The sequence below is a fragment of the Pseudomonas sp. MF08831 genome (assembly GCF_059862645.1).
Map to the genome: position 1 here is coordinate 384249 of NZ_JCBCUX010000005.1, position 26454 is coordinate 410702.

Genomic DNA, 26454 nt, shown 5'->3' on the forward strand with positions numbered 1-26454 from the left:
TCATTTGATGGATTACTACAAACTGTTTATTGTCGTGGCCTCTGCACAACGTATTGTCACCGCCCATGGATAACTGGATAGCGTTGGTCAAAGCCAACATGAAAGACCGCAAGGTCACGCAGGATGAACTGGCTGAACGCCTGGGCATGTCCCAGGGTGGCGTGGGCCATTGGCTCAACAAGCGTCGCGTGCCAAGCCTGGCGGACATGAACCGGGTACTCGCCGAGTTAGGGTTGGAGTATCTGGAGGTTGCGCTCGAAATTCGGCCGAAAGCCGATCAGGCGCCGACCCTGGAAAAACACTACAACCCGTATTTTCGCTACCCGGTCAGCGACTGGAAGGGCGTCTGCGAAATACGCGAGGAGCGCCCGGCCTACGGCGCCGCGCGTTTTGAGCTGACCGATTACCACGCCCGGGGCGAAGCCTACTGGTTGCCTGTGACGGGAGATGCGATGACTGCCCCCAGTGGTTTGAGTATTGGCGCAGGCATGTTGATTCTGGTGGACCCGGCCATTGATGCCGAACCCGGCAAACTGGTGGTCGCCCAATGGGCCGACAGCCCCCAGGCGACCTTTCGCCAGTTAATGGAAGAAAGCGGCCAGCGCTACCTGGTGCCGCTCAATCCCACTTATCCCAAGCAGCTGTTTACCGATGACTGCCGAATCCTCGGCGTTGTCGTGCAAGCCACGGCGAAGTTTTAATCCGCTGTTTCCAGCGCCACCAGGGCACTGCCTTCGGCAACCATTTCACCTTCCTGGTAAAACAGCGCCTTGACCACGCCGGCGTGCGGCGCGCGAATGCTGTGCTCCATCTTCATCGCTTCCAGTACCACCAATTGCGTACCGGCTTCGACGGCCTGGCCGACTTCCACCAACACCCGCACGATGCTGCCGTTCATCGGCGCCGTGAGCCCACCCTGATGAGATTGGTTGGCCTCGACCGCTGCAATCGGGTCGAACAGGCTCACTGCATGCATCTCGCCGTCCCAGCGCAGGTACACGCAACCTTCGCCGCGCACCGCCAGATGGGCACGGCGTACGCCGTTGTGCTCAAGCCACAACTGCTCGCCACGTAGCTGCGCAGCGCCTCCACCCAACGTCACCCGTCGATCCTGTGCGCCGCTGCTCAAATGCAGCGAAACCTCGGCAGGCAGCCCCGCGCGAAAACCCCGCGTGTCCGCCCACGGCCCATCCCCTGGCGGCAGACTCTGCATAAGCGCTGAGCCTGCGGCCTGCCAGAATTCGTCGCTGAATTCGCTCGGCACTGGCAACAACTCAGCCTGGTAGCGCGGAATAAACCCGGTATCCAATTCAGCCGCCGCAAACGCCGGATGGCCGATGATGCGCCGCAAAAAGCCCAGGTTGGTCTTGAGCCCACCCACCGCGAACTCATCGAGCATGCTCAACAAACGCAGGCGCGCCTGTTCACGGTCTTCGCCCCAGGCAATCAGTTTGCCCAGCATCGGGTCGTAGAACGGCGAAACGCTGTCGCCTTGTTCTACCCCGCTGTCCACGCGACGGCCCGGGCCGGGTGCGCTTTCGCGGTACAGCGCGAGGTGCCCGGTGGCCGGCAGAAAATCATTCGCCGGGTCTTCGGCATACAAGCGCACTTCAATCGCGTGCCCGATCAAGGGCACCTGGTCCTGGGTGATGGGCAGCGGCTCGCCCTGGGCGACACGGATCTGCCAGGCCACCAAATCGAGGCCGGTAATCGCCTCGGTCACCGGATGTTCCACCTGCAGCCGCGTGTTCATTTCCATGAAGAAAAACTCGCCACGCGCGTCGAGCAAAAACTCCACCGTGCCCGCGCCCACATAACCGATGGCCTGGGCCGCGCGCACGGCGGCTTCGCCCATGGCTTTGCGCTGTGCAACGCTCAGGCCCGGCGCCGGCGCTTCTTCCACGACCTTTTGATGGCGACGCTGAATCGAGCAGTCGCGCTCATTGAGGTACAAACAGTGGCCGTGCTGGTCGGCAAAGACCTGGATTTCCACATGACGCGGCTTGATCAGGTATTTCTCCACCAGCATCTGCCCGTTGCCAAACGACGACAGTGCCTCACGCTGTGCGGAAGCCAGGGCCTCGGCCAGTTGGCTGACGTCCTCGACCACCTTCATGCCCTTGCCGCCGCCCCCCGCAGTGGCTTTGAGCAGCACCGGATAGCCGATGCGCTCGCAGGCCGCGCGGAAGGTGTCCAGGTCCTGAGCTTCGCCGTGGTAACCCGGCACCAGCGGCACGCCGGCTTTTTCCATCAGCGCCTTGGCGGCCGATTTGCTGCCCATTGCATCGATGGCCGAGGCGGGCGGGCCGAGGAAGATCAACCCGGCCGCTTCAATCGCGCGAGCAAAACCGGCGTTTTCCGATAGAAACCCATACCCGGGATGGATCGCCTGGGCGCCGCTGGCTTGGGCGGCGGCAATCAGCTTGTCGATTTGCAAGTAGCTGTCGGTGGCCTTGCTGCCACCCAGGTCGACACGGATGTCTGCCTCGCGGCTGTGGCGCGCATCACGGTCGATGGCGCTGTGTACCGCCACGGTGGTCAGGCCCATGGCCTTGGCGGTGCGCATCACTCGGCAGGCAATTTCGCCGCGGTTGGCCACCAGCACAGTTGTCAGTGGGCTCATGAACGCGGCTCCTGTGCTTGCCAGCTGGGCGGGCGTTTTTGAAGGAAGGCGCGCAAGCCTTCCTGGCCCTCGGCGCTGACGCGAATCCGCGCGATGGCGTTTTCGCAATAGCGGCGCAACGCCGGGGTGAGGGCGCCGTTGCCCACTTCGCGCAACAAGTCCTTGCTGGCGCGCATCGCCGCAGGGCTGTTGAGCAGCAGGTTGGCGATCCAGTGTTCGACGTGCTGATCCAGCTCACCGGCGGGGTAACTTTCTGCCAACAGGCCAATGTCGCGTGCTCGCTGGCCGCCAAAACGCTCAGCGGTCAGGGCATAACGCCGCGCCGCACGTTCGCCGATGGCTTGCACCACGAACGGGCTGATCACCGCCGGAGCCAGGCCGATGCGCGTCTCCGACAGGCAGAACTGCGCGTCATCGGCGCCGATCGCCATGTCGCAGCAACTGATCAAGCCCAGCGCGCCGCCATAGGCCGCGCCCTGCACAACGGCCAGGGTCGGGATTTTCAGCTTGGCCAGGTTGTACATCAACTCCGCCAGCTCGCGGGCGTCGTCCAGGTTGGTGTGGTAGTCCAACTCGGCCGATTGCTGCATCCACGCCAGGTCGGCACCGGCACTGAAGTGCTTGCCGCGCCCGCGCAGCACCACGAAGCGCAGCGACGAATCGCCCTGCACCTGGTCGAGCGCGATGATCAGTTCGCGGATCATTTCGGCGTTGAACGCGTTGTTCTTGGCTTCGCGGCTGAGCCACAGCGTGGCAAAACCACGGCGGTCGGTGATCAGTTCCAGGGTGTTGAAATCGCTCATGGGTACAGCTCCATTTACATGCGGAACACGCCGAAGCGGCTCGGCTCGATGGGGGCGTTCAGCGAAGCGGACAAGGCCAGGGCCAGCACGTCGCGGGTCTGCAGCGGGTCGATGACGCCGTCATCCCACAAGCGCGCGCTGGAGTAATAGGGATGGCCCTGGGTTTCATACTGGTCGAGGATCGGCTGCTTGATCGCAGCTTCCTCTTCGGCACTGAAGCTTGCGCCGGCGCGTTCGGCTTGTTCACGCTTGACCTGCACCAGCACGCCGGCCGCCTGTTCGGCACCCATCACGCCGATGCGTGCATTGGGCCACATCCACAAAAAGCGCGGGTCGTAAGCCCGGCCGCACATACCGTAGTTACCGGCACCAAAGCTGCCGCCGATGATCACCGTGAATTTGGGCACCTTGGCACAGGCCACCGCGGTGACCAGCTTGGCGCCGTGCTTGGCGATGCCGCCGGCTTCGTATTTCTGGCCGACCATGAAGCCGGTAATGTTCTGCAAAAACAGCAGCGGAATCCCGCGCTGGCACGCCAGTTCGATAAAGTGCGCGCCTTTTTGCGCGGCTTCGGCGAACAGAATCCCGTTATTGGCCAAAATCGCAATCGGATAGCCATGCAGGTGGGCAAAACCACACACCAGCGTGGTGCCAAACAGTGCCTTGAATTCATCGAACACCGAGCCGTCGACCAGCCGCGCAATCACTTCGCGCACATCAAACGGCTGCTTGGCATCGGCCGGGATCACGCCGTAAAGCTCTTCGCTGCTGTACAGCGGCGCCACCGGCGGGCGTTGCAGCAACTGGCCCTGTTTGCGCCAGTTGAGGTTGGCCACGCTGCGCCGGGCCAGGGCCAGCGCGTGTTCATCGCTGTCGGCATAGTGGTCGGCCACACCGGAGATCTTGCAGTGCACGTCGGCGCCGCCCAGGTCTTCGGCGCTGACCACTTCGCCGGTCGCCGCTTTCACCAGCGGCGGGCCGGCGAGGAAGATGGTCGCCTGCTGACGCACCATAATCGCTTCGTCGGCCATGGCCGGCACGTAGGCACCGCCCGCGGTGCACGAGCCCATCACCACCGCAATCTGCGGGATGCCCTGGGCGCTCATGTTTGCCTGGTTGAAGAAGATCCGCCCGAAGTGCTCGCGATCCGGGAAGACCTCATCCTGACGCGGCAGGTTGGCGCCACCGGAGTCCACCAGGTAAATGCACGGCAGGCGGTTCTGCTCGGCGATGGTCTGCGCGCGCAGGTGTTTTTTTACCGTGAGCGGGTAGTAGGAGCCGCCTTTTACCGTGGCGTCGTTGGCGACGATCATGCATTCGACGCCTTCTACACGGCCGATCCCGGCAATCACCCCGGCCGCTGGCACGTCTTCGCCGTACACCTGATGGGCCGCCAGTTGGCTCAGTTCAAGGAATGGCGAGCCCGGGTCGAGCAAACGATTGATCCGCTCACGGGGCAGCAGTTTGCCGCGCGACGTGTGCCGCTCCTGAGCCTTGGCGCCACCGCCTTGCTGCACGTGGGCGAGCAGGCTGTGCAGGGCGTCGACCTGTAGGCGCATGGCTGCGCTGTTGTCGGCAAATTCTGCCGAACGCGGGTTGAGTTGGGTGTGCAAGGTGGCCATGGGCGCTCCTTCAGCGGGTTTCGTTGAAGAGTTCGCGGCCGATCAGCATCCGGCGAATCTCACTGGTGCCGGCGCCGATTTCGTACAGCTTGGCGTCACGCAGCAGGCGCCCGGCGGGGAATTCGTTGATGTAACCGTTACCGCCCAGAATCTGAATGGCGTCCAAGGCCATTTGTGTGGCGCGCTCGGAGCTGAACAGGATGACCCCGGCGGCATCCTTGCGCGTGGTCTCACCGCGCTCGCACGCCTGCGCCACCGCGTAGAGGTAGGCGCGCCCGGCATTGAGCTGGGTGTACATGTCGGCGACCTTGCCTTGGATCAGCTGGAATTCGCCGATGCTCTGGCCGAACTGCTTACGGTCGTGGATGTACGGCACGATCAGGTCCATGCACGCCTGCATGATGCCGATCGGGCCGCCCGCCAGCACCACGCGTTCGTAGTCCAGGCCGCTCATCAGCACTTTCACGCCGCCATTGAGTGCACCGAGGATGTTTTCTTCGGGCACTTGCACGTCATCGAAAAACAGCTCGCAGGTGTTGGAGCCGCGCATGCCGAGCTTGTCGAACTTGTTGCTGCGGCTGAAGCCTTTCCAGTCGCGCTCGACGATAAATGCAGTGATGCCGTGAGGGCCTTTCTCCACGTCGGTCTTGGCGTAGATCACGAAGGTGTTGGCGTCGGGGCCGTTGGTGATCCAGGTCTTGCTGCCGTTGAGCACATACTGGTCGCCGCGTTTTTCGGCGCGCAGTTTCATCGAGACCACGTCGGAGCCGGCGTTCGGCTCGCTCATGGCGAGGGCGCCGATATGTTCGCCGCTGATCAGCTTCGGCAGGTATTTGAGCTTCTGTTCGTGGCTGCCGTTACGGTTGATCTGGTTGACGCACAGGTTCGAGTGAGCGCCGTAGGACAGCCCGACTGACGCCGAGCCTCGGCTGATTTCTTCAATGGCTACCACGTGGGCCAGGTAGCCCAGGCCGGCGCCGCCGTACTCTTCCGGCACCGTAATGCCGAGCAGGCCCATGTCACCGAACTTGCGCCACATATCGGCGGGGAACAGGTTGTCACTGTCGATTTGAGCCGCGCGGGGCGCGATTTCCTTGGCCACGAAGGACTGCACCTGGTCGCGCAGCATGTCGATGGTTTCGCCGAGGGCGAAGTTCAGGGACGGGTAACTCATGGACAGGCACCTTAATGTGAGCTTTGTTGTTGTGTGGTTAAGCGCCGGGGAGGGCGCTCACCTTTACGTTAACGTAAGCTTGCGTTGCGAAGCTGTCAATCGTAGTTTACGTTTACGTCAAGCAGCCGCCGTCCACCTTACAAAAAAGACAAAAGGGGTCGTTATGGATCAACCGAATCAGAGCTACAGCCGTGGCGCTCAGGACAAGGCGTTGCTGGCCATGACCATAGGCCAGGCCTTCGATAACACGGTCTCGCGCTACCCCGAGGGTGAAGCGTTGGTGGTGCGCCATCAGCAACGCCGCTACACCTGGCGGCAACTGGCCGAGGCGGTTGATTTGCACGCCCGTGCGTTCCTGGCCCTGGGCATGCAAGCCGGCGACCGCCTGGGCATCTGGGCGCCCAATTGTGCACAGTGGTGCATCACCCAGATTGCCAGCGCCAAGCTTGGCGTGATCCTGGTCAACATCAACCCGGCCTACCGCAGCAGTGAGCTGGAGTACGTGCTCAACCAGTCCGGTTGCCAATGGCTGGTGTGCGCCGGGTCATTCAAAGGCTCCGATTACCACGCCATGCTGCAGGCACTGAGCCCCAACCTGGGCGCCATGATCAGCCTCGATCCCAACCCACCCCAGGGTTTTTTGCCCTGGTCGCAGCTGGCGGCCCTGGGCGCTGGCGTCCCGCCCGAACAGCTGCACAGCCGCCAGGCCAGCCTGCATTTCGACCAGGCCGTGAACATTCAGTACACGTCCGGCACCACCGGGTTTCCCAAGGGCGCCACCCTCAGCCATCACAACATTCTCAACAACGGTTACATGGTTGGCGAAAGCCTGGGCCTCACGGCGCACGACCGGCTGGTGATCCCGGTGCCGTTGTATCACTGCTTTGGCATGGTCATGGGCAACCTTGGCTGCATCACCCACGGCACCACGATGATTTACCCGAATGACGGCTTTGATCCGCTGCTGACCCTCAGTGCCGTCGCCGAAGAGCACGCCACCGGCCTCTACGGCGTGCCGACCATGTTCATCGCCATCCTCGATCACCCTCGCCGCGGCGAATTCGAGCTGACAAGCTTGCGCACCGGGATCATGGCCGGGGCCACATGCCCTATCGAGGTGATGCGCCGCGTCATCAGCGAGCTGCACATGGGTGAAGTGCAGATTGCCTATGGCATGACTGAAACCAGCCCGGTGTCACTGCAAACCGGTGCCAATGATGACCTCGAGCGCCGCGTCACGACTGTGGGCCGCACCCAGCCGCAGCTGGAAAACAAGATCATCGACACCGCTGGCAATACCGTCGCGCGCGGTGAAATCGGCGAGCTGTGCACGCGCGGCTACAGCGTCATGCTCGGCTACTGGAACAACCCCGATGGCACCCGTGACGCCATCGATGACGCGGGCTGGATGCACACCGGCGACCTGGCGACCATGGATGAACACGGTTACGTGTGTATCGCCGGGCGCAACAAGGACATGATCATTCGCGGTGGCGAAAACGTGTACCCGCGCGAGCTCGAAGAGTTTTTCTTCACCCACCCGGCGGTGGCAGATGTGCAAGTCATTGGCATCCCGGATGAGCGTTACGGTGAAGAGATCGTCGCCTGGGTCAAGTTCCATCCGGGCCATCTGGCCAACGAGCTGGAGCTTCAAATCTGGTGCAAGGGGCGCATCGCGCACTTCAAGACGCCCAAGCATTTCAAATTCGTGGAAGAGTTTCCGATGACGGTGACGGGCAAGATCCAGAAATTTCGCATGCGCGAAATCTCGATCGCGGAGCTGAAAAGCCAGCCCAACTGACAACCCCAACCCATCTGGCAGCGGGCTTGCTCGCGACTGCGCAGGGTCAGCCTGCTCATCTGACACTGACACACCGCCTTCGCGAGCAAGCCCGCTCCCAGCTTTTTGATCGGTGCCCGACAAGCATTTGTCGAATCCCGGAAAGCACAAAGGGGACCCGAAGGTCCCCTTTAATTTGTCGTTGCGTGCTCTTTTTTATTATTGAGGGGCGGCCTGTTGTTGTTTTTAGCAGCCGTTACCCTTTACCGCTGTTTTGGGCGACCCCCATCCGGGGTCAAGAGCAAACGTATTTTTTTGAGCGCTGATCTGCTTCTTCGTTACCGATCCAACCAGTGGCAGCTACCTGAGGTAGTTTTATTTTTCTCTAACCGGTTGCGGGTTTCGGCATGCCGTACCCTGCGAAGCACATCTTCTCCAAAAAAATCTGTTAGCTGCGTCTCTGCCGTGTTGTTTTTGTTATGTCAGAGTCGTTTCGTCTTATTTTTATTAGGTTTGGCGCTTTTTATTCTTGTTATGCGATAGAGATAGCAGAAGCCGTGCCAACTTTTTAAATTCCTTATAAATCAATGGCTTGAATTTTTGGTAGGAAAATACCTACGGCGAATGCGACAAAATATGTTCCCGTGTTACTCGATATGTAGCCGTGCGGTAACACATTGTCACAGCCGCTCTACTCAACTGGCGTTACGCGCCTTGGCAACCCGCGACCCGGTAGGCCGGCCAAGCACGCTGCTGATTTGCTGGCCCGCGAGAATCAGCGCCTGCAGGTCGATGCCGGTGTCGATACCCAGGCCGTTGAGCAGGTACACCACGTCTTCCGTCGCCACGTTACCGCTGGCGCCCTTGGCGTAAGGGCAGCCGCCGAGGCCCGCGATGGAGCTGTCGAACACCGTGATCCCTTCCAGCACACTGGCGTAGATATTCGCAATCGCCTGCCCGTAGGTGTCATGGAAGTGCCCGGCCAGCTTGTCCCGTGGCACCTGCGCGCCGACCACCTCAAACAACCGCCGCGTAGCGCCCGCCGTGCCGGTGCCGATGGTGTCGCCCAGGGAAACTTCATAGCAGCCCATGGCATACAACTCGCGTGCGACCGCCGCGACCTGTTCCGGCGCGATGTCACCTTCGTAAGGGCAACCCAACACACACGACACATACCCGCGCACGCTGACGCCGTGCTGCCTGGCCGCCGCCATGATGGGCGCAAAGCGCTCCAGGCTTTCGCTGATGGAGCAGTTGATGTTGCGCTGGGAAAACGCCTCGGACGCGGCCGCAAACACGGCGACTTCCTTTACGCCAGCGGCCACGGCGTCTTCAAAACCTCGCAGGTTCGGTGCGAGTGCGCCGTAGGTCACACCGGGTTTGCGCTGTATTTGCGCAAACACTTGCGCCGACCCGGCCATCTGCGGCACCCACTTGGGCGAGACAAAGCTGCCCACTTCGATATAGCTCAAGCCCGCGTCGGTCAGGGCATCCACCAGTTGGACCTTGTCGGCCACGCTGATGGGCTGGGCTTCGTTCTGCAGGCCGTCGCGCGGGCCGACTTCCACCAGGCGTACGTGTGAGGGGAGGGGCATGATGGCTACCTTATCGTTATTGGCCAACCTGGCTCATGGTCTGCGCCAGGGCCTGGGTGCAGCGCTCTTCGGCGGTGTCCAGTTCCAGCTTCATCTGTTCGATATCCAGCAGTTGTTGCTCAAGCTGCTCACGGCGTTCGGCGATTTTGGCGAGCATGCTGTTGAGCTGGATGTGGTTGCCGCTGCTGGGGTCGTAGAGTTCGATCAGCTCGCGGCACTCGGCCAGGGAAAAACCGATGCGCTTGCCACGCAGGATCAGTTTGAGGCTGACCTTGTCGCGCGCCGAGTAGATGCGCTCCTGGCCCCGGCGTTCCGGGGCCAGCAGGCCTTGTTCTTCATAGAAGCGAATGGCGCGGGTGGTGATGTCGAGCTCGCGCGCGAGGTCGGAGATGCTGTAAGTCGTGCTCATGGGGGCGCTCAAGAAGGTCTTGGCGCTAAGCTAATGTCAGGTTGACGTAAACGTCAAGCTGCCTTTCCAACCTTATGAGCGGGCGTGTTGTGGCGAGCAGGCTTGCCCTGCGTTGGGGGGGACGCGCCCGCAATAAATATTGATTCAATTTTCAGCAAAAACGCGGCGCTGGGGGTTGGGGCTGCTACGCAGCCCAACGCAGGGCAAGCCTGCTCGCCACACAGAGCCTGTTTGCCACAGAGAGCCTGCTAGCCACAAAAGGTCTGCTTGCCACGGGTCAGGCTTGCTTGCCGTCGAGCTTCTTCTCATGCGCCGTGACCTGTTGGCACAACTCAATCATTTGCTCGCGCATCCAGCGGTTGGCCGGGTCCTGGTCGGTGCTTTCGTGCCAGTACAGGTGGGTTTCCACCGGCGGCACGTCATTAACCGGCAGGTTGAACCAGTGCAATTCATGACGGCGGGCGAAGCGCTCGGGCACGGTCATCACCATGTCGGTCTGCTGCAACACTTGCGAGGCCATCAGGTAATGCTGGGAGCGCAGGGCGATCTTGCGCTGGATACCCATCTTGCCCAGCGCCAGGTCCACATGGCCCAGGCCGTTGCGGCGGCTGGAAATATGGATATGCGTCAGCGACAGGTAGTCATCCAGCGTGAATTTGTCCTTGCCCGCCATCGGGTGACCCTTGCGCATGGCGCACACGTAGCGGTCTTCCATCAGCTTGACGTGGCGCACTTGCGGGTCGGTGTTAAGCGGCGCATCCACGGCAAAATCCAGGCGCCCGGCCGCGAGCTCCTTGGTGGTTTCGCGGCGTTTGGACAGGAAACTCTCGATCACCACTGTCGGCGCCAGGCGGCGCAGGCGCTGGAACAACAGCGGCAGAATCACCGCTTCGGTGAGGTCGGTCATGCTGATGCGGTAGGTCTTGGCCGCCTGCTGCGGGTTGAAAATCCGGCTTTCCTGCACCGACACCCGCAGCAACGACAACGCATTGCGCACCGGGCCGATGATGTTCTGCGCCATCGGCGTGGGCACCATGCCTTGGGCCGTGCGCACGAACAGCGGGTCATTGAAGGTTTCGCGCAAGCGCGCCAGCGCGTTGGACACCGCCGGCTGGGTAATGCCGACGATCTGCCCGGCACGGGTCAGGTTGGCTTCGGTGTAGATCGCGTCGAAGACAATAAAGAGGTTGAGGTCGACCTTGCTCAGATTCATTTCGTTGCGCTCTTATTGTTAGGTGGCGATTTGTCAGGTGTTCAGGCGTCGATCATATATCGGTGATGAATGTTAATACACGCCGAGAATAGGCTAGGTAAATTATCAGCGCTGTTCTAGCATCGATTGCATGACCTAAACAACCTCTCAGAGAAGGGAGCTGCTCATGGATTTCGCCTATTCGCCCAAGGTTCAGGAACTGCGTGAACGCGTCACCGCATTCATGGACGCTTACGTTTACCCGGCCGAGCCGGTGTTCGAACGCCAGGTCAGCGAAGGTGATCGCTGGCAGCCCACCGCCATCATGGAAACGCTGAAAGCCAAGGCGAAGGCCGAAGGCCTGTGGAACCTGTTCCTGCCCGAATCCGAACTGGGCGCCGGCCTGACCAATCTCGAATACGCACCACTGGCCGAGATCATGGGCCGCTCGCTGCTGGGCCCGGAGCCGTTCAACTGCTCCGCCCCCGACACCGGCAACATGGAAGTGCTGGTGCGCTACGCCAACGAAGAGCAAAAACAACGCTGGCTCGAGCCGTTGCTGCGCGGCGAGATTCGCTCGGCCTTTGCCATGACCGAGCCGGACGTGGCGTCTTCGGACGCCACCAACATGGCTGCCCGCGCCGAGCGCCAGGGCGACGAGTGGGTGATCAACGGCAAAAAATGGTGGACTTCCGGCGCCTGCGATCCGCGCTGCAAGATTTTGATCTTCATGGGCCTGAGCAACCCGGATGCGCCACGTCATCAGCAGCACTCGATGATCCTGGTGCCGGTGGATGCCCCCGGCGTCAAAATCGTGCGCCCATTGCCGGTGTTCGGTTACGACGACGCCCCGCACGGCCACGCCGAAGTGCTGTTCGACAACGTGCGCGTGCCGTACGAGAACGTACTGCTCGGCGAAGGTCGCGGCTTCGAAATTGCCCAGGGCCGTCTTGGCCCAGGCCGTATCCACCACTGCATGCGCTCCATCGGCATGGCCGAGCGCGCGCTGGAACTGATGTGCAAACGCTCCGTCAGCCGCACCGCGTTCGGTAAACCGTTGGCCCGCCTGGGCGGCAATATCGACAAGATCGCCGACTCACGGATGGAAATCGACATGGCCCGTCTGCTGACGTTAAAAGCGGCGTACATGATGGACACCGTGGGCAACAAAGTTGCGAAAAGCGAAATCGCGCAGATCAAGGTGGTGGCGCCGAACGTGGCGTTGAAGGTCATCGACCGCGCCATCCAGATTCACGGTGGCGCCGGCGTTTCCAACGACTTCCCGCTGGCCTACATGTACGCCATGCAACGCACCTTGCGCCTGGCCGACGGCCCGGATGAAGTGCACCGTGCGGCAATCGGCAAGTTCGAGATCGGCAAGTACGTGCCCAAAGAGCTGATGCGCAGCGGGCAGTAAGTGTGGCGAGCGGGCTTTGCCCCGCGTAGGGCTGCGCAGCAGCCCTAAAACCCTGCGACCGGTTCTGCCTGGAAGAGTGATTATGGGGCTGCTTCGCAGCCCTACGCGGGGCAAGCCCGCTCGCTACGCAGGCGTGCTCGCCAGGCGTCAGTGCACCCAAACCTCCACTCGCCGATTTTTGATCCGCCCCTCATCCGCCGTGTTCGCCGCCACCGGCATCTGCGCGCCGAACCCGAGAATATCGCGCAGCACCACGCCGTTCCTCACCAGTTCGCGGCGCACCGCCATTGCCCGCAATTTCGACAGTAGCGCGGCGCGCTGTGGGTCATTCTTGGCGTCGCCAAACCCTACGAGCGTCACCTGCTTGTCGAGCTTGTCGTGGCTTTTCAGGTACGCCACCACCCGCTGCAGATCCTGGCGTGCCTTGTTGTCGAGGCTGGCGCTGCCCTCTTCGAAGCGAAAATTCACGCTCAATCGCTGGGCCTCACGCGCGATGGCTTGATAGTCCGCAGGCATCGACGGGCGCGGCTCCACGCTGATCGCCTGCACCTGCTGCGCGATAAAACCGTTGGCCGCAACAATCGCCTGGCCTTTGCTGCTCTGGCTGAAGTCCACGAGCGCCTTGGCCCACGCGTTGTGGCTCGATGGCGGCAGGTAAAAGAACAGTCGGCGTGACAGCGGGTAGTCCTCGGTGGCAATCAGACTGTTCAACGGCAACATCGGTTGTGAGTCGCCATCGACGATTGCCACAGCCTTGGCCTGGCGCACATACGGCAGGCCGATGAAGCCGATGCCCTGAGCGTCCTGGCTTACGGCATCGGACAGTTGCTCACTGGACTCAAAACGCTTGGCAGGCGCCAGGGGTTTACCGCGCAGGCGTAGCACCAGTTCCTTAAAGGTGTCGTAGGTGCCGGACTGATCATCTCGGGCATACAAATGAATCGGCCCGCCGATGCCACCCAGTGCCTCCCACGTGTCGACTTCGCCATTGAAAATTTGCGCCAGTTGCTCGGTGTTCAGGGTATTCAACGGGTTTTTCGGGTTGAGGATAATCGCCAGGCCATCAATGGCGATCACTTGCTCAGCCTCGGGGCTTTTCAGGTCGCCCAAGGGTTCAAGGTCCACCAGTTCGCTGTCCTTGATCGGGCGCGACGACGCGGCGAGGTCGGCGCTGAGGTTTTTCAGCGCGGCGAACCCGGTACTGGAGCCGTGGGCCGCCACCTCGATGGTGACCGTCCTGCCTTGGCGGGTCTTGCCGATCACGCGCTGTTCATTGGCGCCGTCGCCCGGTTCACTGTGCACCGCCTGCACGCCCTGGTGTTGCATCATGCCCATGACCAGCGCGGGCCCGAGCGCGGCGCCAATGGTGTTGGAACCCTGGATGCGCAACGCGGGGCCTTGGTCGGGAACGGGCAGGGGAGTGGCAACTGCGTATAGGGGCAGGATCAACAGAAGCAGAACGCGCAGCATCATGCCGGCACCTTCTTAAGCCAAGGGGAGTGCCGGGAGATTAAGTCAGTAAGGTTTCAACGGTGTGACTGGCACACAACCAACCCAAAGTTGGGGGCTGGCTTGCCTGCGATAGCATCAACCCGGTTTAGCTGGAAAACCTGGGTGCGTGCATCGCCGGCAAGCCAGCTCCCACACGAGCCAGCTCCTACTTTGAGTCGCGTCAGCTCAGTTCGAGCCAGATCGGCGCGTGGTCGGACGGTTTTTCCAGCGCCCGAAGCTCGTAGTCCACGCCGGCATCCTTGACCCGCGGCACCAGGCCGTTGGACGCCATGATCACGTCAATGCGCAGGCCACGCTTGGGCTCATCTTCGAACCCACGGCTGCGGTAATCAAACCAACTGAAGCGGTCGGCCACGTCCGGGTTGAGGTGGCGGAAGCTGTCCACCAGGCCCCAGTTTTTCAGACGGGCCATCCACTCGCGTTCTTCTGGCAAGAAGCTGCATTTGCCGGTTTTCAGCCAGCGTTTGGCGTTGTCGGCGCCGATACCGATGTCGCAGTCTTGCGGGGAGATGTTGATGTCGCCCATCACCACCAATGCCTGGTCATTGCTGAACTGGCTTTCCAGCAGGTGCTGCAAATCTTCGTAGAAGCGTTTTTTGGCCGGAAACTTGGTCGGGTGGTCGCGGCTTTCGCCCTGGGGGAAGTAGCCGTTCATGATGGTCACGGGGTTGCCGTTCTCATCGGCGAAGGTGCCCCAGATGAAGCGGCGCTGGGCGTCTTCTTCATCGCTGGCAAAACCTTTGTGCACGCTCAGCGCTTCTTTGCGCGAGAGCAGGGCCACGCCGTAGTGGCCTTTTTGGCCGTGGTAATAAACGTGGTAGCCCAACGCCTGCACTTCGGCCAACGGGAACTGGTCATCATGAACCTTGGTTTCCTGCAGGCCGATCACGTCCGGTTGATGCTTTTCAATCAGCGCCGCCAGCTGATGAGGGCGGGCGCGCAGCCCGTTGATATTGAAGGAGACGATTTTCATGGTCGGCAGTCCAGTCTGGCAAAAGGGCGATGCTAGCCGACAAGTCCGACGGGGGCCAGCGTGGCGGTCGAGCAGATGCACTGCTAATGTCTGGGAACGACTGGTGCTGCGTAGGTTCGTACCCATAAGAACGCCATCTTCTGAATGGCGCCCAGGGAGATTGACTGTATGCCTGACACTTCGACGGCCCTTGCCGAGATCCGCCTGCTCAACAGCGGCTATTCGCGCGAAGCGCGCTCCATGCTCTACCAGGCTTATCGGCATGAGCCGACATTCGCCTACATCTTTGAAGCTGAACGCCCAGGCTATGAACAGCGGGTACGCGCCACGGTGCGTGAGCTGGTCAAGCAGCATTTCTTTCAGAAACTGCCCGCCATCGGCCTGTTCGTCAACGACCGGCTGATCGGCATCGCCCTGATTGCGCCACCCCAACGGCGCCTGGGCATTACCGAAAGCTGGGCGTGGCAATTGCGCATGTGGTTGAGCACCGGTGTACGCGGCACTCGCCGTTACCTGGAATACCATCACGCGGTGCTGGCGTGCCTGCCGGCCGAGTCGGTGCACGTGCTGCCGTTGTTGGGCATCCACCCGCAATTTCAGGGCAAGCACTATGGCGAGCAGCTGCTTGAGGCCGTGCACAACTGGTGCGCCGACGATCCGCACTCCTCAGGCGTAGTGCTCGATACCGGCAACTCACGCTACCTGGATTTTTATAAGCGTCAGGGCTATGAGGAAATCGGCGAAGTGGCGATAGGGCCTATCCTGGAACACGTGTTTTTTCACCCCAATCCGCAGTCGTTACATGCTGCAACGGCTTAATGCAGAATTATTCAGACTATTCCGGGTTCAAAGTCTCTCCCCAGCTCGTGTAGCATCCGCGCCTATGAAGCTTCCAGGAAGATTTACCAGCGGCTTGATTCTGCTGTTCACAAGCTGCGGCGCCTTGGCGCAAAGCGAATTGGACGTGCGGATCAAGCCTACAAACGACGCGTTGAAAGCCAACATCGAAGGCTATATCGGCGGGGTAGGCGATCGTGATGAAGAAGCCCTGTTGCGGTTCAGCCGCGGCGCCGAAGAGCAGGCCCGCAAGGCTGCCCAGGCGCTGGGCTACTATCAGCCACAAATCGTCAGTGATGTAAAAGGCGGCAAGAATCCACGCCTGATCCTCACCATCGACCCCGGCGAGCCGGTGCATCTGCGCAACGTGACCCTTCGGGTTGACGGCCAGGCCGCGAGCCTCAAGGCTTTTCGCGTGCCCGACAGCAGCGACCTCAAATCCGGTGCCGTGCTCAATCACGGCCACTACGAAGACGCCAAGCGTCTGATCCAGAACCAGGCCTCGCGCTACGGCTTTTTCAGCGGGCGCTTTACCAGCCAGAAACTCTCGGTTGACCCCAAAGCCGGCGTCGCCGATATCGAACTCATCTACGACAGCGGCCCACGCTACAGCATGGGCAAGGTCAGTTTTGCCGGCGACACGCCGTTTGATGAAGACCTGCTGCAACGCATGGTGCCGTTCAAAAGCGGCGACCCTTACGACTCCGAGCTGATCGCCGAACTCAACCAGAACCTGCAGGCGAGTGGCTTTTTCGAAGCTGTGCGCGTAGACGCAAGCCCCGCCGCCTCGGCCAACGATGTGATCCCGGTGGCGGTGCAACTGGACACCCGCAAGCCGCGCACCATGGGCCTGGGCCTGGGTTACTCGACTGACGTCGGCCCGCGCGGCAAAGCCAACTGGACGCGTCACTGGGTCAACCCACAAGGTCACAGTTATGGCTGGGAAGCCGAGCTGTCGGCGCCGCGTCAGAACGTCGGCCTGTGGTACGACATCCCGCTGGACCCGCCGCTTACCGACAAGCTGCGGTTTGCCGGCGGCTACCAGAATGAAGAAATCGCCAATACCGACACCCTGAGTAAATTGCTCACCCTGGGCCCTGAATGGCACAGCAAATTGCCCAGCGGCTGGACGCGGGTCATCTCGCTCAAATACCAGCGCGAAGAATACCGCCTGGGCAACGACTCGGGCCTGAGTAACCTGGTGATGCCGGGGATCAATTATTCCTACCTGCGCAGCGACAACCGCATCGATCCGCACAATGGCTATCGCCTGATGTTCGACGCCAAGGTCGCCAAGGAAGGCCTGGGTTCCGACACTAACCTGCTTTACGGGACTGCCACCATCAAGGGCTTGACCACCTTGTGGGACAACCACCGCTTTCTCGGCCGCGCGCAGTTTGGCGGCAGTGCCACCAATGGCTATAAATCGGTGCCGCCGTCGCTGCGCTTTTTTGCCGGTGGTGACCAGAGCGTGCGTGGCTACGAGTACCAGACGTTGTCACCCGAAAACGATCGCGGTGACCGCATCGGCGGCCGCTACATGGTGGCGTTGAGTGCCGAATATCAATATTCCATCGCCGAAAAATGGCGGATTGCGACCTTTGTCGACCAAGGCAACTCCTTCAACAGCCTGGACATGCCGAGCCTGAAAACCGGTGTGGGGGTGGGCGTGCGCTGGGTGTCGCCGGTCGGCCCGATTCGCCTCGACCTGGCCCATGCCCTGGAAGATCCGGGCGGCATTCGTTTGCACTTTTCCATGGGGCCTGAGCTGTGATGCGTGGTTTGAAAATAGCGGGGCTGGCCATCGTGGCAGTCTTCGCCGTGGTGTTACTGGCACTGTGGGCGGTACTCGGCAGCCAAGCGGGCAGCCGCTGGGCCTTGAGCCAGGTGCCGGGATTGACGGTGGAGAGTTTCCAGGGGCATTTGGGTGGCCAATGGCGTGTCGACCACCTGTTGTGGCAGCAAGACACCAGCCGGGTCGAGCTGAATGCGGCGAAGTTCGACTGGTCGCCAGCATGCCTGCTGCGCATGACCCTGTGCATCAACCAGTTGGACGTGGAACAGGTCAGCCTGCAATTTCCACCCAGTACCGATGACAGCAGCAGCGGGCCGATCCAGCTGCCGGAGTTGAAACTGCCGGTGGCGATCCAGTTGGGCGACGTACGCGTCGGTAGCCTGCTGTTCAATGGCAGCGAAGAGCTCAAGGGCTTGCAGCTCGCGGCGCACTGGACCGCCGCGGGCCTGCAGATCGACTCGGTGCACCTGCAACGCGACGACCTGGTGCTGGACCTGGCGGGTCTGCTGCAACCGACCGGCAACTGGCCGCTGAGCGCCACGGGCAACCTGAGCCTGCCGTACGCGCCCGGCGGCGCGCCGTGGAAGGTTGCGCTCAAGGTCGACGGAGACTTGCTCAAGACCCTCAAGCTCGACGCCGACAGCAGTGGCTACCTGCCCGCCAAACTCAGCGGTGAGCTGCAACCTTTGGTGGAGAACCTGCCCGCGCAATTGCACATCAGCGCCGACGGCTTCAAACCCAGCGCCGACTTGCCCGACACCCTGCAACTCAATCAACTGGACCTCACCGCCAAGGGCGACCTGAGCAGCGGTTATCAACTGCTGGGCAAGGCCGTGCTACCAGCGGAAAAAGGCCCGGTGGACCTGCTGCTGCAGGGCAAGGTTGACGCCAAGGGCGCGCAGATCGCCGGCCTGGATTTGAATGCGGGCGACCAGCAAAGCCTCAAGCTCAGCGCCAATCTGGACTGGCAACAGGGCTTCAGCGCCGACGCCAGGATCGATTGGCTGGATTTTCCCTGGCACCGCCTCTACCCATTGATTGATGAGCCGCAGTTCGCGCTGCATACGCTCAACGGCGAGATTTCCTACAAAGACGGCAATTACCTCGGCAACCTCAAGGCCGACCTCGACGGCCCGGCGGGCAAATTCAATGTGGTCACGCCGTTCAGTGGCGACCTCAAGCAACTCTTCCTGCCCGAACTGAAATTGACAGCCGGCCAAGGCAAGGCTGAAGGCCACCTGAGTCTGCAGTTTGCCGACGGCATTGCCTGGGACACCGCGCTGGACCTGTCGGCGCTGAACCCGGCGTACTGGGTCGCGGAGCTGCCGGGCACGTTGGCCGGGCCGCTGCGCAGCAAGGGCGAGTTCAAACATGAACAACTCAAGCTCAACGCCGACCTCGACCTCAAGGGCCGCTTGCGCGGGCAGACTGCCGTGCTGGCCGCCAAGGCGCAAGGCGCAGGCGAGCAATGGACCCTGGCCAACCTTGACATTCGCCTGGGTGATAACCGCATCAACGGTAGCGGCAGCCTGCAGCAACGTGTGGCCGGGCAGATCGATATCAAGCTGACGCGCCTGGCCCAGCTGTGGCCGCAACTGCGCGGGCAGATTAACGGGCGTGTCGATGTGGCCGGTACGTTGCAGGCGCCGCAAGGCAAACTCGACCTTAAAGGCCAGCAACTGGCGTTCGCCGACAATCAACTGCAAAACCTCACCCTGGACGCCACGCTCGACAACGCCCAGCGCGCGAAGATCGACCTCAAGGGCAGTGGCATCCAGGCCGGTGACACCCAGGTCGGCACCCTGACCGCCAGCGCTCAAGGTGATATCAAGCGCCAGAAAGTCCAGCTGGACCTGGCCGGGCCGCTCGTCAAGCTGGGCCTGGCACTCGATGGCGACCTCGACAAAGGTAACTGGCGCGGGCGCCTGGCCAGCGGTGACGTTCAAGCCGGTGGCCAGGACTGGAAGCTGCAAGCCCCGGCCAGGATCGAACGCCTGGCGGACGGCAAGCTGACCTTTGCGGCGCATTGCTGGGTGTCCGGCCCTGCCAGCCTGTGCGGTGAAGATCAGCGCCTGATGCCTGAGCCGAAGTTGCGTTACCACCTCAAGCAATTCCCCATCGACAGCCTGGCTGCCTTCCTGCCCAAGGATTTCGCCTGGCAAGGCAAGCTCAACGCCGACGTGCAGCTCGACCTGCCCGCCAGCGGCCCTAAAGGCGTGATCGCGGTGGATGCCAGCGGTGGCACGCTGCGCGTCAAGGACAAGGCCCAGTGGGTGGATTTCCCCTACGACACCCTGAAGCTGGAAACCACCCTTAACCCCAAACGCATCGACACTCAGCTGACCTTCCGCGGCGGCAAGCTCGGTGAGTTGCTGGTGCAGGCGCAGATCAACCCGCTGCCCAACAACAAGCCGATCACCGGTAATTTCAGCCTCAACGGCCTGGACCTCGCCGTGGCCCGACCGTTTGTGCCGATGGTGGACAAACTCACCGGCAAGCTCAACGGCAACGGGCGTATCTCCGGTGGTTTGCTGGCACCGCAGGTCAACGGCAACGTGAATCTGGTGGGCGGTGAAGTCTCCGGGCCCGAGTTGCCGATCAGCCTCGAAGGCTTGAACGTGCAGGCGCTGATTGCCGGCGAAAGCGTGCAGTTGAATGGCGCGTGGCGCAGCGGCAAGGCCGGGCAGGGCAGCCTCAAGGGGCAGATCGACTGGGGCCAGGCGCTGGTGGTGGACCTCAGCCTGCAAGGCGCGCAACTGCCGGTCACGGTTGAGCCTTACGCCAAGCTGGAAGTGGCGCCGGACCTGAAAATCAGCCTGAAAAACGACAAGCTGGCGATTGCCGGCAAGGTGCATATCCCGCGTGGCGACATCACTGTGCGTGAGTTGCCGCCGTCCACCGTCAAGGTCTCCGATGACACGGTGATCGTCGGCAGCCAGACCGCGCAGGGCAAGCCGCCGATGGCGATGGCCATGGACATCGACGTGGTGGTGGGCGAAGACCAGCTCAACTTTGCGGGCTTCGGGCTCACCGCCAAAGTGCAGGGCCATGTGCACATCGGCGACAACATGGACACCCGTGGCGAGCTGTGGCTCAACGACGGCCGCTACCGTGCCTACGGGCAGCGGCTTGACGTGCGCCGCGCGCGGTTGTTGTTTGCAGGGCCACTGGACCAACCGTTCCTGGATGTCGAGGCCGTGCGCGTCGTTACCGAACCGTCCAGAACGGTGACGGCCGGTATTCGCTTGAGCGGCAGCGCCGAGCAGCCGACCACGCAGATCTTCTCCGAGCCGACCATGCCTCAGGAGGATGCGCTCTCGTACCTGGTGCTGGGGCGTTCGCGCAACAACACCGGCGAAGACAACAATATGCTGGCCGAGGCCGCCCTGGGGTTGGGGTTGATGGGCAGCGCCGGGGTCACCTCGGATATCGCCAACCAGCTGGGCATTCAGGACTTCGACCTCGACACCCAGGGCACCGGCAATAACACCGCCGTGGTGGCCAGCGGCAAGATCACCGAAAAACTCAGCCTGCGGTATGGGGTCGGGGTGTTCGAACCGGCCAGTACGATTGCCTTGCGCTACCTGCTGAGCAAGAAGGTGTACCTGGAAGTGGCCAGTGGCGTGGCCAGTTCACTGGATATCTTCTACAAGCGCGATTTCTAAACCTTCACGCACAAATAGGGTGGGAGCTGGCTTGCCGGCGATGGCGGTCCATCAGTCGATGATTTATTGACTGACAGACCGGCATTGCAGGTAAGCCTGCTCCCACATTTGTTTGCGGTGCAGCCCACCTGTCGGTCAATTAGCAAGCAAGCTAATAATTCCATTTGACATTCGCTGCCTAAGCAGTAACATCTTGTCATACATTCACTGCCTAGGCAGTAATAAGGTGACTTTCGATGACCCATTTCACCCCTGACAGCTTTCGCAACTGCCACCTCGGCCTGTTGCTGGGCCGCGCCGCGCTGCTCAAGGACCGCATTATCGACACGCATATGGAACCGCATGGCGTCACCGCCGCGCAGTTCAAGGTGTTGATCATCATTGCCCAGTATGAGGTCGACACGCCCGCCGAGCTGTGTCGCAACCTGTCGCTGGACAGCGGCTCCATGACCCGCATGCTCGACCGCCTGGAGCAAAAGGGCCTGCTGGCGCGCAAGCGTTCCGAGCAGGACCGGCGCCAGGTGCAGTTGGTACTGACCGAAGATGGCCAGCGCCTGGCAGACATGCTGCCGCACATCGGCGCGCAGTCGATGAATGAGCTGGCCGGCGCCCTGCAGCCCGGCGAGTTGCAAACCCTGGAAAAAATCCTCACGAAAATTCTGGTAGCTGCCGGTGACGCCATCGTCATCCAGCGGGTAGGTAATCAATGAACACACGCGCACTTAGCCTGGTGCTGGTGGCGATGAGCATGGCCGGTTGTGCCAACTTCAGCGGCCTCGACACCCAGGGCCAACGCCTCGACGCCAACACGTTGCAAACCGGCAAGTCCCTCAGTGGCGTGACCTTGTCCAGCGCCGCTTGGCCGACGGCCGATTGGTGGAAGAGTCTCGGCGACCCGCAGTTGGACGGCTTGATCCATGAAGCCCTGCAAAACAGTCCTGACATGCAAGTCGCCAGCGCCCGTGCCCACCAAGCGCAGGCCGCTGCCTACGCCGCCGATGCCGCCCGCATGCCGACCCTGGATGCCAGCGCCGGCGTGAGCCGTTCGCGTCTGGCCAAGGATCAGGACCCGCTGGGGCAGGGCGATGCCTACGCCACCGTGCGTAACATCGGCGCCAGCTTCAACTACAACTTTGACCTGTGGGGTGGCCAGCGCGCCGCCTGGGAAGCTGCGTTGGGCCAGGCGCGTGCCGCCGAGGTCGATCAGCAAGCCGCGCGCCTGACCCTGGCCGCCAACGTGGCCAAGGCCTACAGCGACCTGGGCCAGGCGCACATCGTGCGAGACCTGGCCGCCGACGACCTCAAGCGCACCCGCCAGATGCTCGACCTGAGCAAGCGCCGCCTGAGTTCCGGCATCGACAGCCAGTACCAGTACCAGCAGACCGAAAGCCTGGAAGCCAGCTCTGAGTCGCAACTGATCGATGCAGAAAAACAGCTGCAAAGCGCCAAGATTGCCCTGGCCGTATTGCTTGGCAAAGGCCCCGACCGTGGCAGCGAGCTGACCCGCCCGAACGTGCTCAAACCCAGCGCCGTTGCCGTGCCTTCTGTGCTGCCGGCCGAGTTGCTGGGCCGTCGCCCGGACTTGATCGCCGCCCGTTGGCGCGTCGAGGCGGCGAGCAAGAACGTCGCCGCGAGCAAGACCCGCTTCTACCCCAACCTCAACCTGAGCGCGAGCGCCGGGGCCGAGTCGTTGTTGGGCGACGCGATGTTTGGCTCGGCCAGCCGTTTCTTCAGCATTGCGCCGACAATCTCGTTGCCGATCTTCGACGGTGGCCGCCTGCGCGCCGACCTCGATGCCCGCGACGCCGATTACGACCTGGCGGTGGCCCAGTACAACAAAACCCTGGTGCAAGCCCTGGGCGATATTGGCAACACCCTTTCGCAATTGCGCGATACCGGTCGGCAGATCCAGGCGCAGCAACACGCCGCGGACATTGCCCAGCAGTCCTACGACACCGGGGTTCAGCGCTACAGCTCGGGGATCGGGAATTACCTGGATGTACTCAGCATCGAGCAGCAATTGCTGCAGGCCCAGCGTCAGTTGGCGGCCTTGAATGCTGCGCAGATCGATCTGTCGATTCAATTGATGCAAGCCCTGGGTGGCGGGTACAACGCCGATAACGTGGCCGTAACCACCCCAGCTACACGCACGGAATAATTTGAGGTATTTGTCATGGCCACTGCCGAAAGCAACAACGCAACAGAGCAACCCAAAGAGCAGCCTAAAGAGCAGCAGAAAGACAGCAACCCACGCAAACGCAAAATCATGCTGATCGGCCTGGCGCTGATCGTGATTCTCGGTGTGATTGGCGTGTGGGCCTGGTATGAGCTTTACGGGCGCTTCAACGAGAGCACCGACGATGCCTATGTGAACGGCAACGTGGTGGAAATCACCCCGCTGGTCACCGGCACCGTGGTCAGCATCGGCGCCGACGACGGCGACCTGGTCCACGAAGGCCAGGTGCTGATCAACTTCGACCCCAATGACGCCGCTGTCGGCCTGCAAAGTGCCAAGGCCAACCTCGCGCGCACCGTGCGCCAGGTGCGGGGTTTGTACAGCAACGTTGATGGCATGAAAGCCCAGGTGCTGGCGCAGCAAGCCAACGTGCAAAAGGCCCAGGACAATTACAACCGTCGTAAGAACCTAGCCGCCGGCGGCGCGATCTCTCAGGAAGAACTGTCCCACGCCCGTGACGACCTGACCTCGGCGCAAAGCGCCCTGGCCAACGTGCAGCAACAGTTCAAGACCTCCAGCGCGCTGGTGGACGACACGGTGATTTCGTCCCACCCGGACGTGCAGGCCGCCGCCGCGCAACTGCGCCAGGCGTACTTGACCAACGCCCGCAGCACCTTGATTGCACCCGTAACCGGCTATGTGGCCAAGCGCACGGTGCAATTGGGTCAGCGCGTGCAGCCGGGTACCGCGTTGATGGCGGTGATCCCGCTGAACCAGTTGTGGATCGACGCCAACTTCAAGGAAACCCAGCTGCGCGATATGCGTATTGGCCAGCCGGTGGACATCGAGTCGGATATCTACGGCAGTGACGTGAAGTACAGCGGCACCGTGGACAGCCTGGGCGCCGGTACCGGCAGCGCGTTTGCCTTGCTGCCGGCGCAGAACGCCACCGGTAACTGGATCAAGATCGTGCAACGGGTGCCCGTGCGTATTCACATCAACGCCGACGAGCTGGCCAAGCACCCGCTGCGTGTGGGCTTGAGCACCGTGGTCAACGTGGACCTGCACGACAAGAGCGGCCCGGTACTGGCGCAACAGGCGCCGCAAAAGGCCTCGTTCACCACCAACGTGTATGACCGCCAATTGGCCGAAGCCGATGCCATGATCACTCAGCTGATCCATGACAACAGCCTCGCCGCGCCCAAGGCTGTGCAACGCTGATGAGCAATAACGCCTCGTTCACGCCACCCAGCCTGTTGATGGCCACTATTGGCCTGTCGCTGGCGACCTTTATGCAGGTGCTCGACACCACGATCGCCAACGTGGCCTTGCCGACCATTTCCGGCAACCTCGGCGTGAGTTCGGAGCAGGGCACCTGGGTGATCACCTCGTTTGCGGTGAGCAACGCGATTGCCTTGCCGCTGACCGGCTGGTTGAGCCGGCGCTTTGGCGAGGTGAAGCTGTTTTTGTGGGCGACCATCCTGTTTGTGCTGGCCTCGTTCCTCTGCGGTATTTCCACCTCGATGCCTGAGCTGATCGGCTTTCGGGTGCTGCAGGGCCTGGTGGCTGGGCCGCTGTACCCGATGACTCAAACGTTGCTGATCGCGGTCTACCCGCCGGCGAGGCGCGGCATGGCCCTGGCGCTGCTGGCGATGGTCACGGTGGTGGCGCCGATTGCCGGCCCGATCCTTGGCGGCTGGATTACCGACAGCTACAGCTGGCCGTGGATCTTCTTTATCAACGTACCCATCGGCATCTTTGCGGTGCTGGTGGTGCGTTCGCAGTTGAAGAAACGTCCGGTGGTCACCAGTTACCAGCCGATGGATTACGTCGGGCTGCTGAGCCTGATCGTCGGTGTCGGCGCGTTGCAGATCATCCTCGACAAGGGCAATGACCTGGACTGGTTCGAATCCAACTTCATCATCATCGGTGCCGTGATTTCGGCGATAGCTCTGGCGGTGTTCGTCATCTGGGAAATGACCGACAAGCACCCGGTGGTCAACCTGCGGTTGTTTGCCTACCGCAACTTCCGCATCGGCACCATTGTGCTGGTGCTGGGTTATGCAGGGTTCTTCGGCATCAACCTGATCCTGCCGCAATGGCTGCAAACCCAGATGGGCTACACCGCCACCTGGGCGGGCCTGGCGGTGGCGCCGATCGGGATTCTGCCGGTGTTGATGTCGCCGTTCGTGGGCAAGTATGCGAACAAGTTCGACCTGCGTTTGCTGGCCGGGCTGGCGTTCCTGGCGATTGGCCTGAGTTGCTTCATGCGTGCCGGCTTTACCAATGAAGTCGACTTCACGCACATCGCCCTGGTGCAGCTGTTCATGGGCATTGGCGTGGCGCTGTTCTTCATGCCGACCTTGAGCATCCTGATGTCCGACCTGCCGCCGGCGCAAATCGCCGACGGCGCGGGCCTGGCGACCTTCCTGCGGACCCTGGGCGGCAGTTTTGCGGCCTCGCTGACCACCTGGATCTGGATTCGCCGGGCGGACCAGCACCATGCCTACATGAGCGAGAACATGACCACCTACGACTCGGCCACCCGTGACGCCTTGCAGGCACTCGGCGGGGCAGGGCACAAGGCCTATGCGCAGCTGGACCAGATCCTCACCAGCCAGGCGTACATGATGTCCACCGTGGATTACTTCACGCTGCTGGGGTGGATGTTCATGGGCTTGATCGTGATTGTGTGGCTGGCGAAACCACCGTTTGCGGCGAAGGCCGGGCCGGAGGCTTCGGGGCACTGATTCGAGGTTGTACGCGGTCAAAAAGGTGGGAGCGGGCTTGCTCGCGAAGGCGGTGGTTCAGTCGATACTTGAGTTGACTGACACGCCGCCTTCGCGAGCAAGCCCGCTCCCACATTTGGATCTCTGTTCAC

The 26454-nt window shown here is 61.8% G+C and carries 19 protein-coding genes; 10 read left to right on the top strand and 9 right to left on the bottom strand.

Annotated features, from left to right (window positions below; genetic code table 11):
- The first annotated feature begins 65 nt into the window (after positions 1–65).
- Positions 66–701, top strand: coding sequence for a LexA family protein (locus AC19YS_RS13570; protein ID WP_200624426.1), 636 nt, complete (start codon positions 66–68; stop codon positions 699–701).
- On the opposite strand, the gene AC19YS_RS13575 is transcribed toward AC19YS_RS13570, so the two are convergent.
- Genes AC19YS_RS13575 through AC19YS_RS13590 form a run of 4 tightly spaced genes read right to left on the bottom strand, consistent with a single transcriptional unit; the run spans position 698 to position 6222 of the window.
- On the bottom strand, positions 698–2623 hold the full coding sequence (locus AC19YS_RS13575; protein WP_500601960.1) for an acetyl/propionyl/methylcrotonyl-CoA carboxylase subunit alpha: 1926 nt from the start codon (positions 2621–2623) through the stop codon (positions 698–700). The genes AC19YS_RS13570 and AC19YS_RS13575 overlap by 4 nt on opposite strands.
- Complete coding sequence (locus AC19YS_RS13580; RefSeq protein WP_179677133.1) at positions 2620–3426, bottom strand: gamma-carboxygeranoyl-CoA hydratase; 807 nt, start codon at positions 3424–3426, stop codon at positions 2620–2622. The genes AC19YS_RS13575 and AC19YS_RS13580 overlap by 4 nt, the downstream gene beginning before the upstream one ends.
- A gap of 14 nt (positions 3427–3440) precedes the next feature.
- A complete protein-coding gene (locus AC19YS_RS13585) occupies positions 3441–5048 on the bottom strand; it encodes a carboxyl transferase domain-containing protein (protein WP_119739821.1) in 1608 nt (535 codons plus the stop codon).
- Positions 5049–5058: 10 nt separating this feature from the next.
- Entirely contained in the window at positions 5059–6222 is a 1164-nt protein-coding gene (locus AC19YS_RS13590) for an isovaleryl-CoA dehydrogenase (RefSeq protein ID WP_500601963.1), read from the bottom strand.
- Between the two features lie 163 nt (positions 6223–6385).
- On the opposite strand from AC19YS_RS13590, the gene AC19YS_RS13595 reads away from it, so the two are divergent.
- Positions 6386–8023, top strand: coding sequence for an AMP-binding protein (locus AC19YS_RS13595; protein ID WP_500601965.1), 1638 nt, complete (start codon positions 6386–6388; stop codon positions 8021–8023).
- A 674-nt stretch (positions 8024–8697) separates the two neighbouring features.
- Here AC19YS_RS13595 and AC19YS_RS13600 read toward each other — a convergent pair.
- The 3 genes from AC19YS_RS13600 to AC19YS_RS13610 form a co-directional block, all read right to left on the bottom strand.
- On the bottom strand, positions 8698–9597 hold the full coding sequence (locus AC19YS_RS13600) for a hydroxymethylglutaryl-CoA lyase (protein ID WP_106578958.1): 900 nt from the start codon (positions 9595–9597) through the stop codon (positions 8698–8700).
- Positions 9598–9613: 16 nt separating this feature from the next.
- Positions 9614–10006 (bottom strand): MerR family transcriptional regulator, encoded by a 393-nt coding sequence (locus AC19YS_RS13605; protein WP_106578810.1) that lies wholly within the window; start codon positions 10004–10006, stop codon positions 9614–9616.
- Positions 10007–10283: 277 nt separating this feature from the next.
- Positions 10284–11219 carry a LysR family transcriptional regulator gene (locus AC19YS_RS13610; RefSeq protein WP_017136514.1) on the bottom strand — a complete coding sequence of 312 codons (936 nt, stop codon included), beginning with the start codon at positions 11217–11219 and terminating at the stop codon, positions 10284–10286.
- A 166-nt stretch (positions 11220–11385) separates the two neighbouring features.
- Here AC19YS_RS13610 and AC19YS_RS13615 point away from each other — a divergent pair, with 166 nt between their 5' ends.
- Entirely contained in the window at positions 11386–12615 is a 1230-nt protein-coding gene (locus AC19YS_RS13615) for an acyl-CoA dehydrogenase (protein WP_106578808.1), read from the top strand.
- A 147-nt stretch (positions 12616–12762) separates the two neighbouring features.
- Here AC19YS_RS13615 and AC19YS_RS13620 read toward each other — a convergent pair whose 3' ends face one another.
- Entirely contained in the window at positions 12763–14088 is a 1326-nt protein-coding gene (locus AC19YS_RS13620; protein WP_500601968.1) for a substrate-binding domain-containing protein, read from the bottom strand.
- A gap of 199 nt (positions 14089–14287) precedes the next feature.
- Positions 14288–15100 carry an exodeoxyribonuclease III gene (gene xthA, locus AC19YS_RS13625; protein ID WP_106578806.1) on the bottom strand — a complete coding sequence of 271 codons (813 nt, stop codon included), beginning with the start codon at positions 15098–15100 and terminating at the stop codon, positions 14288–14290.
- Between the two features lie 168 nt (positions 15101–15268).
- On the opposite strand from xthA, the gene AC19YS_RS13630 reads away from it, so the two are divergent.
- The 7 genes from AC19YS_RS13630 to AC19YS_RS13660 all read left to right on the top strand — a co-directional run bounded on the left by AC19YS_RS13630 (position 15269) and on the right by AC19YS_RS13660 (position 26323).
- Positions 15269–15919, top strand: coding sequence for a GNAT family N-acetyltransferase (locus AC19YS_RS13630; protein ID WP_500601971.1), 651 nt, complete (start codon positions 15269–15271; stop codon positions 15917–15919).
- Positions 15920–15983: 64 nt separating this feature from the next.
- A complete protein-coding gene (locus AC19YS_RS13635; protein WP_106578804.1) occupies positions 15984–17711 on the top strand; it encodes an autotransporter assembly complex protein TamA in 1728 nt (575 codons plus the stop codon).
- Complete coding sequence (locus AC19YS_RS13640; RefSeq protein WP_500601972.1) at positions 17711–21397, top strand: translocation/assembly module TamB domain-containing protein; 3687 nt, start codon at positions 17711–17713, stop codon at positions 21395–21397. The genes AC19YS_RS13635 and AC19YS_RS13640 overlap by 1 nt, the downstream gene beginning before the upstream one ends.
- A 236-nt stretch (positions 21398–21633) precedes the next feature.
- Complete coding sequence (locus AC19YS_RS13645; protein WP_106578802.1) at positions 21634–22107, top strand: MarR family winged helix-turn-helix transcriptional regulator; 474 nt, start codon at positions 21634–21636, stop codon at positions 22105–22107.
- The gene (locus AC19YS_RS13650) at positions 22104–23555 is read left to right on the top strand and encodes an efflux transporter outer membrane subunit (RefSeq protein ID WP_119739829.1); all 1452 of its coding nucleotides are present in this window, start codon (positions 22104–22106) and stop codon (positions 23553–23555) included. Before AC19YS_RS13645 ends, AC19YS_RS13650 begins: the two co-directional genes overlap by 4 nt.
- 15 nt (positions 23556–23570) lie before the next feature.
- Complete coding sequence (locus tag AC19YS_RS13655; RefSeq protein ID WP_500601973.1) at positions 23571–24794, top strand: HlyD family secretion protein; 1224 nt, start codon at positions 23571–23573, stop codon at positions 24792–24794.
- Positions 24794–26323, top strand: a complete 1530-nt coding sequence (locus tag AC19YS_RS13660; RefSeq protein WP_500601975.1) for a DHA2 family efflux MFS transporter permease subunit — start codon at positions 24794–24796, stop codon at positions 26321–26323. The genes AC19YS_RS13655 and AC19YS_RS13660 overlap by 1 nt, the downstream gene beginning before the upstream one ends.
- Positions 26324–26454: the final 131 nt, after the last annotated feature.